Source organism: Saccharopolyspora aridisoli (assembly GCF_004348445.1).
Taxonomy (GTDB): domain Bacteria; phylum Actinomycetota; class Actinomycetes; order Mycobacteriales; family Pseudonocardiaceae; genus Saccharopolyspora; species Saccharopolyspora aridisoli.
Genome location: NZ_SMKV01000020.1, coordinates 68,138 through 83,446, shown reverse-complemented (window position 1 = coordinate 83,446; position 15,309 = coordinate 68,138). Strand labels below are relative to the sequence as shown.

The 15,309-nt window shown below is 70.1% G+C and carries 17 protein-coding genes; 2 read left to right on the top strand and 15 right to left on the bottom strand.

Features of this window, described 5'->3' with window-relative positions; genetic code table 11:
- Positions 1-60: 60 nt before the first annotated feature.
- From E1161_RS17235 to glmS, 7 genes are all read right to left on the bottom strand, one after another.
- The gene (locus E1161_RS17235) at positions 61-696 is read right to left on the bottom strand and encodes a DedA family protein (protein WP_132624472.1); all 636 of its coding nucleotides are present in this window, start codon (positions 694-696) and stop codon (positions 61-63) included.
- Positions 693-1,166 carry a tRNA (adenosine(37)-N6)-threonylcarbamoyltransferase complex ATPase subunit type 1 TsaE gene (gene tsaE, locus E1161_RS17230; protein WP_235875096.1) on the bottom strand — a complete coding sequence of 158 codons (474 nt, stop codon included), beginning with the start codon at positions 1,164-1,166 and terminating at the stop codon, positions 693-695. The genes E1161_RS17235 and tsaE overlap by 4 nt, the downstream gene beginning before the upstream one ends.
- Positions 1,163-2,257 carry an alpha/beta fold hydrolase gene (locus tag E1161_RS17225; protein WP_132624470.1) on the bottom strand — a complete coding sequence of 365 codons (1,095 nt, stop codon included), beginning with the start codon at positions 2,255-2,257 and terminating at the stop codon, positions 1,163-1,165. The genes tsaE and E1161_RS17225 overlap by 4 nt, the downstream gene beginning before the upstream one ends.
- Positions 2,254-2,391 carry a hypothetical protein gene (locus E1161_RS27255; RefSeq protein ID WP_165939836.1) on the bottom strand — a complete coding sequence of 46 codons (138 nt, stop codon included), beginning with the start codon at positions 2,389-2,391 and terminating at the stop codon, positions 2,254-2,256. Before E1161_RS27255 ends, E1161_RS17225 begins: the two co-directional genes overlap by 4 nt.
- The gene (gene alr, locus E1161_RS17220) at positions 2,388-3,539 is read right to left on the bottom strand and encodes an alanine racemase (RefSeq protein WP_132624468.1); all 1,152 of its coding nucleotides are present in this window, start codon (positions 3,537-3,539) and stop codon (positions 2,388-2,390) included. The genes E1161_RS27255 and alr overlap by 4 nt, the downstream gene beginning before the upstream one ends.
- 132 nt (positions 3,540-3,671) lie before the next feature.
- Positions 3,672-5,195, bottom strand: a complete 1,524-nt coding sequence (locus E1161_RS17215; protein WP_132624542.1) for an NAD(P)H-hydrate dehydratase — start codon at positions 5,193-5,195, stop codon at positions 3,672-3,674.
- Between the two features lie 41 nt (positions 5,196-5,236).
- Entirely contained in the window at positions 5,237-7,099 is a 1,863-nt protein-coding gene (gene glmS, locus E1161_RS17210) for a glutamine--fructose-6-phosphate transaminase (isomerizing) (protein WP_132624466.1), read from the bottom strand.
- A 176-nt stretch (positions 7,100-7,275) separates the two neighbouring features.
- On the opposite strand from glmS, the gene E1161_RS17205 reads away from it, so the two are divergent.
- Positions 7,276-8,109 (top strand): dienelactone hydrolase family protein, encoded by an 834-nt coding sequence (locus tag E1161_RS17205; RefSeq protein ID WP_132624464.1) that lies wholly within the window; start codon positions 7,276-7,278, stop codon positions 8,107-8,109.
- Positions 8,110-8,194: 85 nt separating this feature from the next.
- Complete coding sequence (locus tag E1161_RS27665) at positions 8,195-8,905, top strand: hypothetical protein (protein ID WP_207920281.1); 711 nt, start codon at positions 8,195-8,197, stop codon at positions 8,903-8,905.
- Positions 8,906-8,948: 43 nt separating this feature from the next.
- On the opposite strand, the gene E1161_RS17190 is transcribed toward E1161_RS27665, so the two are convergent.
- The 8 genes from E1161_RS17190 to glmM form a co-directional block, all read right to left on the bottom strand.
- A complete protein-coding gene (locus E1161_RS17190; protein ID WP_132624462.1) occupies positions 8,949-9,548 on the bottom strand; it encodes a hypothetical protein in 600 nt (199 codons plus the stop codon).
- Between the two features lie 31 nt (positions 9,549-9,579).
- On the bottom strand, positions 9,580-12,132 hold the full coding sequence (locus E1161_RS17185) for a hypothetical protein (RefSeq protein WP_132624460.1): 2,553 nt from the start codon (positions 12,130-12,132) through the stop codon (positions 9,580-9,582).
- The gene (locus E1161_RS17180) at positions 12,132-12,443 is read right to left on the bottom strand and encodes a hypothetical protein (RefSeq protein ID WP_132624458.1); all 312 of its coding nucleotides are present in this window, start codon (positions 12,441-12,443) and stop codon (positions 12,132-12,134) included. The genes E1161_RS17185 and E1161_RS17180 overlap by 1 nt, the downstream gene beginning before the upstream one ends.
- Before the next feature lie 429 nt (positions 12,444-12,872).
- On the bottom strand, positions 12,873-13,088 hold the full coding sequence (locus E1161_RS27250) for a hypothetical protein (RefSeq protein ID WP_165939835.1): 216 nt from the start codon (positions 13,086-13,088) through the stop codon (positions 12,873-12,875).
- A 136-nt stretch (positions 13,089-13,224) separates the two neighbouring features.
- On the bottom strand, positions 13,225-13,407 hold the full coding sequence (locus tag E1161_RS27245) for a hypothetical protein (RefSeq protein ID WP_165939834.1): 183 nt from the start codon (positions 13,405-13,407) through the stop codon (positions 13,225-13,227).
- Positions 13,408-13,490: 83 nt separating this feature from the next.
- Positions 13,491-13,613, bottom strand: a complete 123-nt coding sequence (locus E1161_RS28410) for a hypothetical protein (RefSeq protein WP_268951403.1) — start codon at positions 13,611-13,613, stop codon at positions 13,491-13,493.
- A gap of 7 nt (positions 13,614-13,620) precedes the next feature.
- The gene (locus tag E1161_RS27240) at positions 13,621-13,782 is read right to left on the bottom strand and encodes a hypothetical protein (RefSeq protein WP_165939833.1); all 162 of its coding nucleotides are present in this window, start codon (positions 13,780-13,782) and stop codon (positions 13,621-13,623) included.
- A 51-nt stretch (positions 13,783-13,833) separates the two neighbouring features.
- Complete coding sequence (glmM, locus tag E1161_RS17165; RefSeq protein WP_132624454.1) at positions 13,834-15,168, bottom strand: phosphoglucosamine mutase; 1,335 nt, start codon at positions 15,166-15,168, stop codon at positions 13,834-13,836.
- Between the last annotated feature and the right edge of the window lie 141 nt (positions 15,169-15,309).

The window sequence follows — 15,309 nt, the reverse complement described above, 5'->3', positions numbered from 1 at the left end:
CGAGGTCCTCCTCCCGCACTTGCCGACGCGAAATCACCTCGTCGAGGGGTGTTTCGGATTTCAGTGGAAGTCGGACCCTGATTCCGAATCCGTCCCCCGATTTCCACTGAAGTCGCGGCGACGACGGAACCACCAGACCAGGCCGAGGACCACCGCGGCGAGGGCTACGAGGGGAAGGCCGAGGAGTCCCACAGCGGTGCGGACGCGGGTGTACGCCTCACCGGACCAAGCGCCGAGGAGGGTGAGACCGATGCCCCAGAGCGCGCCCATCGGGACGTTGCAAGCACTGAAGTGCAGGTGAGGCATGCCGGAGCGGGCCGCCAGCCGTGGGACGAGGGTCCGGACCACCGCGAAGCACTGGGAGATCGCGGTGGTGGGTTTGGCGCGTCCGCCCATCGCGGTCTCGATGCGCTCCATGCGCTGCTCGCCGACCCGGTCGACCAGGCGCCGGTTCAGCGCACCGCGGTGGGCACCGCGGAGGAAGCCGTGCTGGCAGCCGGCGATGGTGGCCAGCGACGCGGTCAGCGCTGCCGCCCAGACGGGCAGCGCGCCCTGCCCGGCGAGCCAGCCCAGCGCCAGCACCGTCCCCGACCCGGGCAGGAGAACACCGATCAGCAAACCGGATTCGGCGAACAGCACGGCAGCGGCGATCGCGAGCGCGAGCAGACCGGGGAACCCGGCCAGCAATTCCGTCACCCGGTGAGCTCGCCCAGCCGCTCCGCCCAGCCCTCGCCGTGCGGCTCCAGGGTGAGTTCGCGCACGTCGTCCTCGCGACGCCGCAGCCGCACCATCAAGTGGGTGTCGGAGAGCTGGTCGGCCAGGCCTTCGCCCCACTCGACGACCACGGCGGCGTCGGTGAGGTCGGTGTCCAGGTCGAGGTCGTCGATCTCGTCGAGCCCTCCCAGCCGGTAGGCGTCGACGTGCACCAGCGCGGGCCCGTCGCCGTCGGGCCGGTGCACGCGGGCGATGACGAACGTCGGCGAGGTGATCCTGCCGGTCACCCCCATGCCTGCCGCGACGCCGCGGGTCAGCACGGTCTTGCCGGCGCCCAGCGGCCCGTCGAGGAGCAGCAGGTCGCCCGCCCGCAGCGCGGCGCCGAGACGGCGGCCGAACTCCAGGGTGTCGGATTCCTGCGGCAGTTCCACGGTCTTCAGCGCGGCGCTCAACTCCCGGTCCCCTTCTTGAACTTCTTCCCGGTGGCGCGCCGCAGCATCGCCACGATCTGATCGGTGACCAGCTCGGGGCGTTCGAGCATCACCGGATGCCCGGCGCCTTCGACCTTCACCAGCGTCGCGTTCGGCAGCTCGCCGGCGAGCACCTCGGCGTGCGGGGTGAACGGCGTGAGCTTGTCGAGATCGCCGCTGAGCACCAGCACCTCGCAGGTGTTGAGCGCTGCGAGGGCTTTCTTGCGGTCGTGCAGGCTGATCGTCTCGAGGAAGTCGGTGACGACCTCCACCGTGGTGGCGCCGATCATCTCGGCCATCAGGTCAACCACCGCCGGGGACACCTTGCGGTCCCCGAACGACAGCGCGCGGATGATGCTCCACGCCAACCGGTCGCCCATCCTGCGGGTGCGCTCGACCAGGCCCGGGTTGAGCCCGGACAGCAGCGCGAGTCCGCGCGGGACGGGGTTGGCGCGTGAGAGCCAGGTGCGCGGCAGTCCGGCTTCGCCGAGCTGACCGGCGGAGGTACCGACGAGCGCCACCGCGCGGACCCGGTCGGCGAACAACCGGGGGTTCTGCTCGGCCAGCGCCATGATCGTCATGCCGCCCATCGAGTGGCCGACCAGCGCGATCGGGCCGCGCGGGGCGGCGGCGCGCAGGACGGCGTCGAGGTCGCGGCCGAGCTGGTCGATGGTGCTGTTCGTCTTGCTGGAGTGGCCGGAACGGCCGTGGCTGCGGTGGTCGAACAGCACCAACCGCACCTTGGGCCCGAGCAGCTCGGGCAGGTCGCGGCGCTGGAAGTGCCAGCAGCGGGAGTCCAGCGCGAAGCCGTGCACGAACACCACGGTCAGCGCGGGATCGCCGCCTGCCGCGGGGCCGATCTCCTGCACCGACAGCGGGACGCCGTCGTCGGCGGCGACGGTGGAGTGCCGGTCGGGGCGGAGCCTGCCGAGGGGTTCTTCCACGAAGGCGTCCTCACCCTTGCGCTGCACCGCGGCACGGGTGCTGTGCGCGGCCACACCCACGGCGGCGCCGGTGACCGCTGCCCCGATCACCCCGCTCGTCCAGGCCAATGCCTGCCACACCGGTTTCACGTCGCCTCCACTCGGCTCCGGCGGCGGAAGAACGTGAAGATCGTTACAGAACGCAGCCCCGGTTGCCCAGCGCTCTGTGCGCTGCGCCCCACTTCCCGGACGCCGATCTGCGCGAAGAGGCCCACCTCGGTCATGGCGCCTCCAGTCCGGAGTCCACGACCGTTCTGGTCACCCGCGGCCGGTACATGCCGGTGACGATCTCGTAGTGGATCGTGCCGAGCTCGTCAGCCCACTCGGCGGCGGTCGGTTCTCCCCGATCGCCCGGGCCGAAGACGATGACCTCGTCCCCTTCGGAGACCTCGTCGTCGCCGCAGTCCACCACCAGCTGGTCCATGCACACCCGGCCGCGCACCGGCCGCCGCCTTCCCGCCAGCCACACCTGCATGCGGCCGGACAGGCTGCGCGGCACGCCGTCGGCGTAGCCGACCGGGACCAGTGCCAGGTTGGTGGGCGCATCGGCCGTCCACGAGTGCCCGTAGGAAACGCTCTCGCCCGCGGGAACGCGCTTGGTCAGGGACACCGAGGAGCGGAAGGTCATGGCCGGGCGCAGGTCGTGGTCACCGGCCTGCGGAACAGGGTCGAGGCCGTAGGCGGCGATGCCCGGGCGGACCAGCTCGAAGTGCAGGTCCGGCCGGGTGAGCACGGCGGCGGAGTTGGCCAGGTGCCGGATCGGGTCGAGCCCGGCGGCCCGCGCCTGCTCGTAGGCGCGGTGGAACCGCTCGGCCTGCATGTCGATGGACGGGTGGCCGGGCTCGTCGGCGCAGGCCAGGTGCGACCACACGGCCTCGACGTGGACGTGCCCGTCGGCCTCGGCCTTCGCGGCGGCCTCGACCAGCGCGGGCCACAGCTCGGCTGGGCACCCGCTGCGCGCCAGACCCGTGTCGATCTTGAGGTGGACTCGCGCGACGCGGTCCTGCGCGGCGGCCGCTGCGACGATGCGGGCCAGCGTGGCCTGCGACGACGCGGACAGCTCGATGTCGGCGGCGATGGCGGGACCGAAGTCGTCGGCCTCGGTGAACAACCAGCACAGCACCGGCGCGGTGATCCCGCCCGCGCGCAGCTGGAGCGCTTCCCCGATCGCGGCGACGCCGAGCCGGTCTGCCCCTGCCTGCAGAGCCGCCCTGCTGACGGTGAGCGCCCCGTGGCCGTAGCCGTCGGACTTCACGATCACCATCGTCCGAGCACCGGAAGCTTCGGCACGACCCGCCAGCACCCGAACGTTGTGGCGGATCGCGTCGACGTCGATCCGCAGGTCGGCGCGGTACGCGTGCTGGTCACTCATGGCTGGTCCATGGTCTCACATCCGGCATCCCACCCTTCGCCCCACGTCGCCTTTGCGCAGCTCAACGCGCTAACGAGACGCAGGCGACCGGACACCCGCGCGACTTCCCACCATCAGGTGATCGACGAGGTGTCAGGAAGGCAGCGCGGCGTCCCGAACCGCGCGGATGGCGTGGGGAACCGCGGCCAGCAGCGCGGAGGCGCCGATGGGCGCTCCGGCCTCGGAGCGGGGTCCACCGCCGATGGCGCCGTGCGCGGCGAGTTCAGCCGCCAACGAGTGAACGTGGGCGGCATGACCGCAGGCCCGCAACGGCTCGACGCCTGCGGCGAGCAAGGCCCCGATCAGCCCGGTGAGAACATCCCCGGAACCCGCCGTGGCGGGCCACGCCTGGCGAGCGTCGTTGACCACGACCCGCCCATCGGGTGCGGCGATGACCGTCGTGTTGCCCTTGAGCAGCAGGAACGCGTCGTAGCGGGCGGCGACCTCGCGGGCAGCGGAGACCCGGTCGACGCCCGGGCCTTCGCCGGCCAGCCGCGCGAACTCACCGGCGTGCGGGGTCAGCACCAGCGGAGCATCGGGATCACGGGAATCCCAAGCGGTCTCGTCGTCGGCCAGGATCGTGATCGAGTCGGCGTCGGCGCACACCGGGCGCCCGGACTCCAGGACGAACCGCAGCACCTCACGACCGCTCGCGCCGAGCCCAATGCCCGGTCCGACCGCCCAGGCCTGCACCCGGCCGGCGTCCCCGACCGAACCGGTGGCCACGACCTCCGGCCAGCGGTTGCGCACCTCGTCGGCGGCGGGACCGGCGTAGCGCACCATCCCAGCGGTGGCCTGCACCGCGGCGCCGGTCGCGAGCACCGCGGCGCCCGGGTAGGTCGCCGAACCGGCGGCGATGCCGACGACTCCGGTGCTGTACTTGTCGTCCGCCGGGCCCGGGATCGGCCACTCCTCACCGACCTCAGCGGCGTCGAGCAGCGCGATCTCCGGTTCGGGCAGTTCCTCGGTGATGCCGATGCCGACGACGGTGACCTCGCCGGAGCGCACCGCCCCGGTCCCGAGCACGTGGCAGGGCTTGAGCCCGCCGAACGTCACTGTCAGATCCGCCGGCACCGCAGGCCCTTCCACGGCTCCGCTCACCGGATCGACGCCGCTGGGCAGGTCCACGGACACGATCGGCACCAGCACCCGTCGCACCAGCTCGGCGGCGGTGGGGCGCAACGGGCCGCGCGCCGAGAGGCCCACGATCCCGTCGATGACCAAGTCCGCCCGTTCCAGCGCGTCGGCGGCCTCGGCCCCGATCCCGGAGGTGTCGGCGTTCGCGCCCTCGGCGGCGACCGCCCGGCCTCCCGCGCGGCGAAGCCCTGCGAGCCCGGCCTCGTGGGTCTTGTCCGGCGCCAGCAGCACGGCCGTCACCCCGACCCCGCGCCGCCGCAGGAACGCGCCCGCCCACAGGGCGTCGCCGCCGTTGTTCCCGGCCCCGACCAGCAACGCGACCCGCCGGCCGGCAACGCCACCGGTCTGGTCGGCCAGCATCCGGGCGCACTGCCCCGCGACCGCGTAGGCGGCCCGGCGCATCACGGCGGGCTCGGGTGTCCGCGCGAACAACCGCTGCTCGGCACTCCGGATCTGGTCAGGAGTCCACACACCCTGCATCACGAGCCCTCTCGCCGAACGTCAACCGTTCCCGGATGGTGTCATTCGACGGTGACGGACTTGGCGAGGTTGCGCGGCTTGTCGACGTCGTAACCGCGAGCCCGGGCGATCTCCGCCGCCAGGACCTGGAGCGGGATCGTGGACACCAGCGGCTGCAGCAGCGTCGGCACGGCCGGGGTGGTGATGAGCTCGTCGGCGAAGGGCTTGATCTCCTCGTCGCCCTCCTCCGCGATGACGATCGTGCGGGCGCCACGCGCCTGGATCTCGCGGATGTTGGACACCATCTTGGAGTGCAGCAGCGCCCGGCCGGTCGGTGAGGGCATCACGATCACGACCGGGAGCTTGTCCTCGATCAGCGCGATCGGGCCGTGCTTGAGCTCGCCGGCCGCGAAGCCCTCGGCGTGCATGTAGGCGAGTTCCTTGAGCTTGAGCGCGCCCTCCAGCGCCACCGGGTAGCCCACGTGACGGCCGAGGAACAGCACCGCCTTCGAGTCCGCCAGCTCCTGGCCGAGCTTGCGGACCTGGACAACGGTGGACAGCGTCTCGCGCACGGCCTCGGACATCGCGGCGAGCTCGTCGAACTCGCGCGCCACCTCGTCGGAGTACTTGGTGCCGCGAGCCTGCGCCAGGGCCAGCCCGACCAGGTAGTTCGCCGCGATCTGCGCGAGGAACGTCTTGGTGGCGGCCACGCCGATCTCCGGGCCCGCGTGGGTGTAGAGGACCGCGTCGGACTCGCGAGGGATCTGCGCGCCGTTGGTGTTGCAGATGGCCAGCACCCGCGCCCGCTGGGTCCGCGCGTGCCGCACGGCCTCCAGGGTGTCGGCGGTCTCACCGGACTGCGAGATCGCCACCACCAGGGTGTCGCGGCCCAGGACCGGGTCGCGGTAGCGGAACTCGCTGGCCAGCTCGACCTCGACCGGGATGCGGCACCAGTGCTCGATGGCGTACTTGGCCAGCAGACCCGAGTGGTAGGCCGTGCCGCAGGCGACGATGAACACCTTGGTGATGTCGCGCAGGTCCTGCTCGGTGAGCCGCTGCTCGTCGAGGACGATCTGGCCGCCCGCGAAGTGACCGCGCAAGGTGTCGGCGAGCGCCTCCGGCTGCTCCTCGATCTCCTTGAGCATGAAGTAGTCGTGGCCGCCCTTCTCGGCGGCCGAGAGGTCCCAGTCCACGCGGAACGGCTTGGCCTCGACGTCGGTGTTGTCGAAGTCGCTGACCCGGTAGCCGTCGCGGGTGATGGTGACGACCTGGTCCTGGCCGAGCTCCACCGCGTCGCGGGTGTGCTCGATGAACGCCGCCACGTCGGAGGCCACGAAGTGCTCGCCCTCGCCGACGCCCACCACCAGCGGGGAGGAACGGCGGGCGGCGACGATCGTGCCCGGCTCGTCGGCGTGCGTCACGACCAGCGTGAACGCGCCTTCGAGGCGTCGCGCCACGGCGCAGACGCTGCCGGTGAGGTCACCGGCGGTCGGTCCAACCGCGTAGGCGGCGGACACCAGGTGCGCGGCGGTCTCGGTGTCGGTCTCGCTGGCCATCTCGACGCCGTCGGCCTCCAGCTCGGCCCGCAGCTGCGCGAAGTTCTCGATGATGCCGTTGTGCACCACTGCGACGCGGCCGGCCGAGTCCTGGTGCGGGTGGGCGTTGCGGTCGGTAGGCGCACCGTGGGTCGCCCACCGGGTGTGTCCCATGCCGCCGTTGCCCTCGAACTGGGAGCCGTCGCTCTCGGCGAGCTTCTTCTCCAGGTTCGACAGCGCTCCGGCTGCCCGCTCCACCGCGAGGCCGCCCTCACCGTCGAGCAGCGCCACGCCTGCTGAGTCGTAACCCCGGTACTCAAGTCGCCGAAGTCCGCCCAGCACGACTTCCAGCGCCTGGCGATGTCCTACGTAACCCACGATGCCGCACACGCGAGTCAGGGTAGTCATTCCGGCCGAACGGAACATGGTGGAGCCCTGGTGACCCACATCGCTCCGGCGGGTCGCGGAGCCGCGGGAGCTCCACCCTCCGGGCACCGCGGAGCGATTGGATCACGGCACGAGCTCTCAACGCGCGCGGCGGCGTAGATCCGCTACCGTTGTCGACCATGGCGCGCAAAGCCAAGAAGCTGCCCTCCGCGAAGCACGCGTTCGTCGAGCTGTCCCGTCGTGGCCCGCACGACGTCATGCACGGCGACCTGGCGCTGGTCGGTCTGCCCGGCATCGTCTGCACCCCGCGCACGGGGACGAGCCTGCCCGCGGTCGTGTTCGGGCACGGCTTGCTGCAACCGCCGCGCCGCTACCTGGCCCTGATGAGGCACCTGGCCAGCTGGGGGATCGTCGTGGCCTCCCCGGCGACCCAACGCGGCCCGCTGGCCTCCCACCGGCTCTACGCCGAGGACATGCGCACGGCGCTGGACATCGCCGCCGGAGTCCGGCTCGGCGACGGTCAGATCAGCGTCGACCCGAACAAGCTCGGCGCCGCCGGTCACGCCATGGGCGGCGGCTGCGCGGTCCTGGCCGCGGCCGAAGACCCGCGCATCAAGGCCGTGGCGACGCTGGCCGCGGCCGAAACCCTCCCGTCGGCGCTCGAGGCGGCCGCGAAGGTCAAGGCCCCCGCCCTGCACCTCGCCGCGGGAGACGACCTGCTGACGCCCCCGGTGGCCAACGCCGAACCGATCTCGCGCGCCTGGGGCGGACCGGTGCAGATGCGCACCATCAAGAAGGCCACCCACCTGGGTTTCACCGAAGGTGTGCACTGGACCCAGCTCCTGCTGCACGGCAAGCCGGAGTACCACACCCAGCGCATCGCCAAGGGCCTGCTCACGGCGTTCTTCCTCCGCGCCCTCGCCAACGACCGCCGAGGCGACCTCCTGCTCAACGAGAACATCAAGGGCGCCACCATCGACCAGGTCAACACCCACGGAAAACTCGCCGCCTAGAGCTGGCCGGAACCCTTTCGCCGCGGCGAGCTCTCGGTGCGGATCTCGCCCACAGCGGTCAGAAGGTGCGCGACAATCGGGCACCATGACGCCCCCGCAGCCCCCGTACGGCCAGCCCCAGCAGCCTGGATTCGCCCAGCAGGGCTATCCGCAGCAGCAGGCATACCCCCAGCAACCTGCCCATCCGCAACCGCAGGTCGGGTATCCACAGGGTTATCCACAGCAGCCCTACCCGCCGCAGCAGGGCTATCCACAACAGCCGCAGAGCGCCAACGCCGGACGCATCATCGGCATCATCGCCGCTGCCATCGCGATCATCGCCGGCATCTACATCTTCTTCGACGGCATCGACAACCTGCTCAACATCCTGCTGTGCGCGACCGGTGGTCTGGCGTTGATTGCCGGTGGTGTTCTGCTGATCCTTCGGCTCTGGATCTCGTCGTTCGTCCTGCTCGGCGGCACCATCCTGCTGCTGGCGAACCTGGTGCGGAGTATCGTCTTCCTGTTCATGACCATGGATCCGGAACACGGAGACTCGGTCCTCGAAGCGCTCACGCCGTTCGCCGGTTGGGCGACCTTCCTGCCCGGCGCGATCGTCACCGGTCTCGCCTTCGTGCCGGCGGTGCGCAACTCGTTCAAGCCCAGGCCCGGAGCGACGGCCATGGCCGCACCCGCGCAGTTCCAGCAGAACTACCCGCACCAGCAGGGTTATCCGCAACAGGGCTACCCGCAGCCCGGGTACCCACAGGTGCCCGGATATCCGCAACAACCGCCGGGCGGCTATCCGCAGCAGTGACACCTCGGGCCGTGATCCAGCGAATCACGGCCCGAAAACGCGCTCAGCGCAACCAGCTCCGGTTCTCGTAGTCATCGTCGTCGTCGAACGCGGGCTGCCGTCGCGGGGCGGGCTTGGGCGGAGCAGGCGGTTTCGGCGCGGCAGGTGGCGGGGCCGGCTGCTGCTCGTTCCGGCGGCCAAAACGGCCTGCCTGCACGTTCCACCTGCTCTCCGGCGCAGGAGCCTGCGGTGCCGGTTGGCCGTAGTTGCCTTGCTGCGACCCGGAATTCTCCTGCTGCACCGCGACTTCCGCCGACTGCGCGGTCGTCGCGGCGGCCTCCTCCACCTTGCTCTTCTGAGTTGCGTAGAGCTCCTGCGAGAACCGCTCCACTTCCGGATCCGCGTCGACGGTCGCCGGCTCTTCGCCCACCGAGATCTCCTGCACGCCCGACTTCTCGTCCGCGCGACGGAGGTTCTCGGCCCGCTCGCGGATGCGCTCCACGAGCTTCTGGCCCTTCTCCGTGGTCTCCTGCGCGGACTTGTCGGCGGCCTTCGCGGAGTCGGCCCAGTTCTGCTCGACGGCGCGGACGCTCGCCGAGTTCTCCCGTGCCAGACCCTCCATCGCGTTGCGGAACGCCTTGGCGTTCTCACTGATCGCGGTCACCGTTGCACTCCTTCACCGGTATCCACCAGGCTCACTTATCCCGGTCCTCACCCAGCACCGAGCGGAAGCGCACGTTCGACGCATCCACCCCGTCGTCGAAGAGCTGGCCCTCGGTCCGCCACGGGCTGGCATTGGTGCGCTCCTGGTCGCCGCCCTGCTGGCCACCCTGACCACCACCCATCATGCCGCCCATCATTCCGCCGCCCATCGCGGAGGAACCGCCCTGACCGCTCTGCGAGCCAGCTGACTGACCACCCGCACCTGGATCACCGCCGAGCGAGGAAAGACCTGTCGAACCCGCGCCGTGTGCCGCACCTCCGGCTGGATCGCCGCCGGCCAGCGAGGAAAGACCGCTGGAACCCGAGTTCGCGGGAGACGCCGCGTCCGAGGCATCACCGAAGAGGTTGCCCGCCATGCTCCCGAAGGAGTTGTGCACGCCATCGTCGGAAGGCGCCGACGAAGCGACGCCCGCGGCCTGCGCGGTGGTCGCGGCCGGGGAGCCCGGAACCGGCTCAGCGGTCGTGTCCGCCGCAGGCATGGTGGTGAAACCGCTGGTGTCCGCCGCGGGCATCGTGCCAAGACCGCTGGTGTCCGGCGCAGGCATCGTCGTGAAACCACCTACCGCACCGGGCGCCGCGAGATCGGGCGCGGGGGGTGGCACGGCAGCGGCCGGAGCGACGGGCTCAGCCGGGAGAACACCCGGCTCCACCGGCGGTACTCCGGGCTGCGGCGGCTCGGCCGGGTACGGACCACCGATGATCCCGCCGCCTGCCGGAGAACCTGGCGCACCGAGGTTCGGCGGCTGCGGCTCGTCACCGAAGTCGATCGTCTGGTTCAGCGGGGGCTGACCACCGCCGTTGTCGACGCTGACCTTCATCTCACCCCCGGGTCCCTGTTCCAGGGTGATGGTGCGGTCGCCCTCGTGGATGACGGCGCGTCCGTCCGGTCCCGCCTGGACAGGGATCGGCTGCGGGCCACCCGGAGCGGGTGCCCCCGGCGCGGGAGCGGGCATCGCCTGCGCACCGCCGGGCGCCGCTCCTGGCTGGCCGGGCATCTGACCTGGCTGGCCTTGCCCGAAGTCGACCGCGTAGGTCTTGGGCTGGCCGTCCGGCCCGGTCAGCTGGACCTGGGTCTTGCCGTCCGCGCCCGGCTCCTGGACGGTCACGGCGTTCTGACCCTCGCCGAGCGTCACCTTCTCTCCCTCGGGCCCGCCCGGTCCGCCGTGGCCCGGCATGCCCGGAACCTGCGGCATCTCCGGCATTTCCGGAGGCTTGGGCATCTCCGGAGTGGGAGGCATCGCACCGCCGCCGGCTCCGGCACCACCGCCGGCTCCCGCACCGGCCCCGCCGCCACTGCCGGCGCCACCAGCGCCTTGCTGGCCTCCGGGCTGCTGCTGGCCACCGGGTTCCTGGTCGCCGCCCTTGTCGGCCGGCCCCGGGTTCTGGAAGGGGTTCTCCTCGGCCTTGCCCAACTCGTCGTTGAGCTTCTTCCACGCGTCGTTGATGTTCTTCTTGGTGTCCTCGCACATCTTCACGAAGCCCGCGCAGGTGTCCTCGACCTGCTTCGCGAAGGTGTGGCGGACGACCTTGTGACACTCCTGCTTGATCTTGTCCCGAGCTGCGTCGGACAAGTCACCGCACTCTTCCTCGATCGGGATTCCCCAGATCTGACAGGCCTTGCGCAGCGTGGTGTCGTCCTCGGTGTCGTTCGCCACCGTGATGGTGGTGTCCCAGTCCTGCTCCGCCTTCTCACCGATGCGCTCGGAGAACTTGTCGAGCTCCAGCGCGGCGTTGGCCTTCTCGCGAATCATCTTCGACACGGCCTTCACGGTGTCCTGCGTGGTCGAAGCGGCGTCGCTGACCGTCTGGATCACACGTTCCTGCGCTGTCGGAGTGAACTTCGACGAGAAGAAGTCCTGCGAGGCGTCCGACGCGCCACCGGTCCAGCCCTTCCACAAGCCTCCGAGCTTGTCGGACATGGTCTGCACGGACTCGCGCATGCCCTTCTCGGCGCTCTTGAGGTCTTCGATGTTCTTGGCGAACTTGTCGAAGTTGAGCTGCCGCTGCTCGTCGTAGTGCTCATTGAGCTTGTCGAGCTTCGGAACCTTGCTCTTGTCGCCGTAGTCGTTCTCGATCTTCTCGTAGAGCGGCACCCACCGCTCGAAGAACCTCAGCCCCGGCTTGCCCGCGTCGAGCAGCTCGTCGCCTGATCTGGCGCCGGCCCCGCCGTTCTCGCCGTTCTCGGACTTGCGCTGGACGTCGTCGAGCTTGCCCTTGCCGTCCTTGACGGCCTGGTCGTGCTGCTGTTCCGCCTTCGCGGCCTTGTCAGACTCGCCCTTGGCGTCTTTGTAAGACTCATTGAGGTTGTCGACGGGGTTTTCGAGGAAACCCTCCCCTCCGACGCGCCACATGCCGTCGTCGTACTTGTCGAGGTAGGGCTCAACTTCATCATTGATGCCGTTGCCCCAGATCTCGTCGGAGTTCTGGGCGTAGGCGAGTGTCAGCTCACGCTTCTTATCGTCAGAGACGTTGGGGTCGTCGAGTAGCTTCTTGACGTCTTCCCACTTCGGGCTCTCGTCCGACATCAGTTACCCCCGGATTTTCCGACGGTGCTAGCCGCGTCGGCGTCGGACCAGGTGTAGCCGGAGCCGGTCTTCTCCAGCTTCCCGGCGAAGTCGTCCATGCCGTCGGCGAGACTCGCGACGCACTTGGAGATCTTCTTCATCGCCTGGTCGTAGGGCTGGAAGTTCTCGCCATGGGCCTTGCCGAAGTCGGCCTGCCCCATCCCCATGTCGGCGATGTTCTTGCTGTGCTGATCGCGGACAGGATCCGCCGCAGCGCGAATGCTTCCACCTGCCGATGAGAACTCACCGGCGTTTGCCCCGAACCCGGTCACCCTTCCCCCTCCGTCAAAGGAACCCTCCGTCGCTCATGCGGCGCTCAAGCACAGGTTCCGACGTGAACCAAGACTGCCTGGTTCCTCATCTTCGCAGGATTGCGCGGCTGAGAGGCTGAAACGGAGGAGGTACTTGCATCCGCGAAGGGGTCACTGGTGCGGCTGGCCGTAGCCCTGTTGCGTTGGGTACTGCTGCTGGGGAGGCTGCTGCTGCGGCGGCGCCTGTCCCCACTGCCGTTGCGGCATGTGGGCATCTGGGCCCCACTGCTGCGGAGGCCGCGGGCCCGATATTGCTGTGGGTGGCCGTTGGACGGCGGTGACTGCTCGGGATTCCCCTTGACCAGCACGTCACGAGCGCGATCGCGCCACGATCAGCAGCAGGCCACCATCGCCCACCGGCTGCGGATCAGCGGGTGCCTTCCCCGCACATCACTGCTGCGGGTACTGCCCGTAGCCCTGTTGCGGCGGGTACTGCTGCTGCGGCGTCTGCCCCCACTGCTGCGATTGTTGCGGCCACTGCTGCTGGCCCCAGGGCTGCGGCTGCTGCGGGTAGCCCTGCTGTCCTGGCCGTGTGCGGAAGATCAGGAATGCGATGAGGAACCCGATCCCGAATCCGACGGGTAGGAAGATGACAGCTGAGACCAAGGCGTTCCTCCGGTGGCGACGACGCTGACGACCGCGCAGGTCACTGGGGCGGATGGGGCGGCTGGCCGAAGCCCTGCTGAGGGGGGAACTGCTGTGGCGTCGCCTGCTGAAAGGGGAACTGCTGTGGCGTCGCCTGCTAAGGGGGGAACTGCTGTGGCGTCGCCTGCTGCCACTGCTGCTGCGGCGGAGTGGCCTGCCACTGCGGGGGCTGGGCGAACTGCGGATGCCGGCCGTGACCGGTCCGCCCCTTGTCGTGGAACACCAGGAATCCGACGAGGAAGCCCAGCCCGACACCGAGGAGGAGCCCAACCAGCGTCATCGTCAGATTCATCGCACTCCGCCTCCGTCCAGCCGTGATCGCACCGCGAACCTACCGAACGGGAGCGGCGGACGCGACGGCACTCAGTGCAACAGCGTCGGCAGGCCCCAGCTCTGGGCGAGGATGACCGCGAAGACCAGCGCGCCCAGGAGCATGCATACGAGCGGGACGATCAGGACCGTCCAGAGGTCGCCGAGGAGGCGCATCGGATTCTCACACCTTGTGATGGCGTCGGTTGACGTACCAGGAACGGCTCTCGTGGGCTGCGTTGACAGCCTTGAGAGCTCCGAGCATCAGCGCACCCAGCGCGAGGATCCCGACAACGAGTCCGACGGCGATGAGACCGACAACTATGGCGACGACGATGGCACCCATGTGAGCAGGGTCTCACAGATCGAGGCCCTGTGGAGACTCAAATCACAAAGATCACCGAATAGCGGAAACGATCTTTGCCAGTCTGTCCGCGATGTCCTGCGCGTTCTGCTCGCTGGACGCCTCGACCATGACCCGGACCAGCTGTTCGGTGCCTGATTGGCGGAGCAGGACCCGCCCGGTCTCGCCCAGCTCGACCTCCGCGTCGGCGACCGCGGCGGTCACCTCGGGGGCGACCACGACCGCCGCCTTGTCGGCGACGCGGACGTTCACCAGGACCTGCGGCAGCCGGCGCATGACCTTCCCCAGCGTGGCCAGCGGGGTGCCGGTCGCCGAGACGCGGCCCATCAGGCGCAACGCCGTCAGCAGGCCGTCACCGGTGGTGGCGTGGCCGGGCAGCACGACGTGACCGGACTGCTCGCCGCCCAGCGAGTAACCGCCCGAGCGCAGTTCCTCCAGCACGTAGCGGTCGCCGACGGCCGTGGTGCGCAGGGACACGCCCTGCTCGCGCATCGCCAGGTGCAGCCCGAGGTTGCTCATGACCGTCGCGACCAGCGTGTTGTCCGCCAGCTCGCCGGATTCGCACATCGCGACCGCGAGGATCGCCATGATCTGGTCGCCGTCGACGACGTCGCCCGCGGCGTCCACGGCGAGGCAGCGGTCGGCGTCACCGTCGTGGGCGATGCCCAGGTCGGCGCCGTGCTCGAGCACCGCGGCCTGCAGCACGTCGAGGTGGGTGGACCCGACGCCGTCATTGATGTTGAGGCCGTCGGGCTCGGCGTTGATGGCCACGACCTCCGCACCGGCGCGGCGGTAAGCGTCGGGTGCCGCTTCGGAGGCGGCGCCGTTGGCGCAGTCGACGACCATCTTGATGCCGTCGAGCCGGGACGGAGCGGCGATCAGCAGGTGGTCGGTGTAGCGGCGCAGGGCGTCCGGGACGTCGCGGACACGCCCGACGTGCACGCCCGTGGGGCGCTCGACGCGCTCGTGGAGGCGGGCTTCGATCTCGTCTTCGATCGCGTCCGGGAGCTTGTTGCCGCCCGCGCTGAACAACTTGATGCCGTTGTCGGGCATCGGGTTGTGCGAGGCTGAGATCATCACGCCGAGATCGGCGCCCAGCTCCTTGACCAGGTAGGCCACCGCCGGGGTCGGCAGGACGCCGATGCGCAGGACGTCGGCGCCCGCCGAGGTCAGACCCGCCACGACGGCTGCTTCGAGCATCTCGCCGCTGGCCCGCGGGTCACGACCGACCAGCGCCACCCGGCGCCGCGAGTCGTCCCGGTCGTAGAGCACGCGCGCGGCGGCCGAGCTCACAGACATCGCCAGTTCCGGCGTGAGATCGCCGTTGGCCAAACCGCGCACACCGTCGGTGCCGAACAACCGAGCCATCAGCAGCAAGTCCTCCTCGTGTCTGCGACCGGTTGGTCTAGCGTCGCACAACCGGTCATCCGGCACTCCACAGCGTCCCCCGTGCGCGGGTGGTTTCGCGGCCCCGAACCACCATGATCGAAGTCGCTTCAGCCCGGTCAC

Bases quoted from the DNA above. Each gene is read 5' to 3' on its own strand.
- E1161_RS27255 (WP_165939836.1), bottom strand. From the start codon at position 2,391: ATGACCGAGGTGGGCCTCTTCGCGCAGATCGGCGTCCGGGAAGTGGGG.
- alr (WP_132624468.1), bottom strand. From the start codon at position 3,539: ATGAGTGACCAGCACGCGTACCGCGCCGACCTGCGGATCGACGTCGAC.
- E1161_RS17215 (WP_132624542.1), bottom strand. From the start codon at position 5,195: ATGCAGGGTGTGTGGACTCCTGACCAGATCCGGAGTGCCGAGCAGCGG.
- E1161_RS17205 (WP_132624464.1), top strand. From the start codon at position 7,276: ATGGCGCGCAAAGCCAAGAAGCTGCCCTCCGCGAAGCACGCGTTCGTC.
- E1161_RS27665 (WP_207920281.1), top strand. From the start codon at position 8,195: ATGACGCCCCCGCAGCCCCCGTACGGCCAGCCCCAGCAGCCTGGATTC.
- E1161_RS17185 (WP_132624460.1), bottom strand. From the start codon at position 12,132: ATGTCGGACGAGAGCCCGAAGTGGGAAGACGTCAAGAAGCTACTCGAC.
- E1161_RS27245 (WP_165939834.1), bottom strand. From the start codon at position 13,407: ATGACGCTGGTTGGGCTCCTCCTCGGTGTCGGGCTGGGCTTCCTCGTC.
- E1161_RS28410 (WP_268951403.1), bottom strand. From the start codon at position 13,613: ATGCGCCTCCTCGGCGACCTCTGGACGGTCCTGATCGTCCCGCTCGTA.
- E1161_RS27240 (WP_165939833.1), bottom strand. From the start codon at position 13,782: ATGGGTGCCATCGTCGTCGCCATAGTTGTCGGTCTCATCGCCGTCGGA.
- glmM (WP_132624454.1), bottom strand. From the start codon at position 15,168: ATGGCTCGGTTGTTCGGCACCGACGGTGTGCGCGGTTTGGCCAACGGC.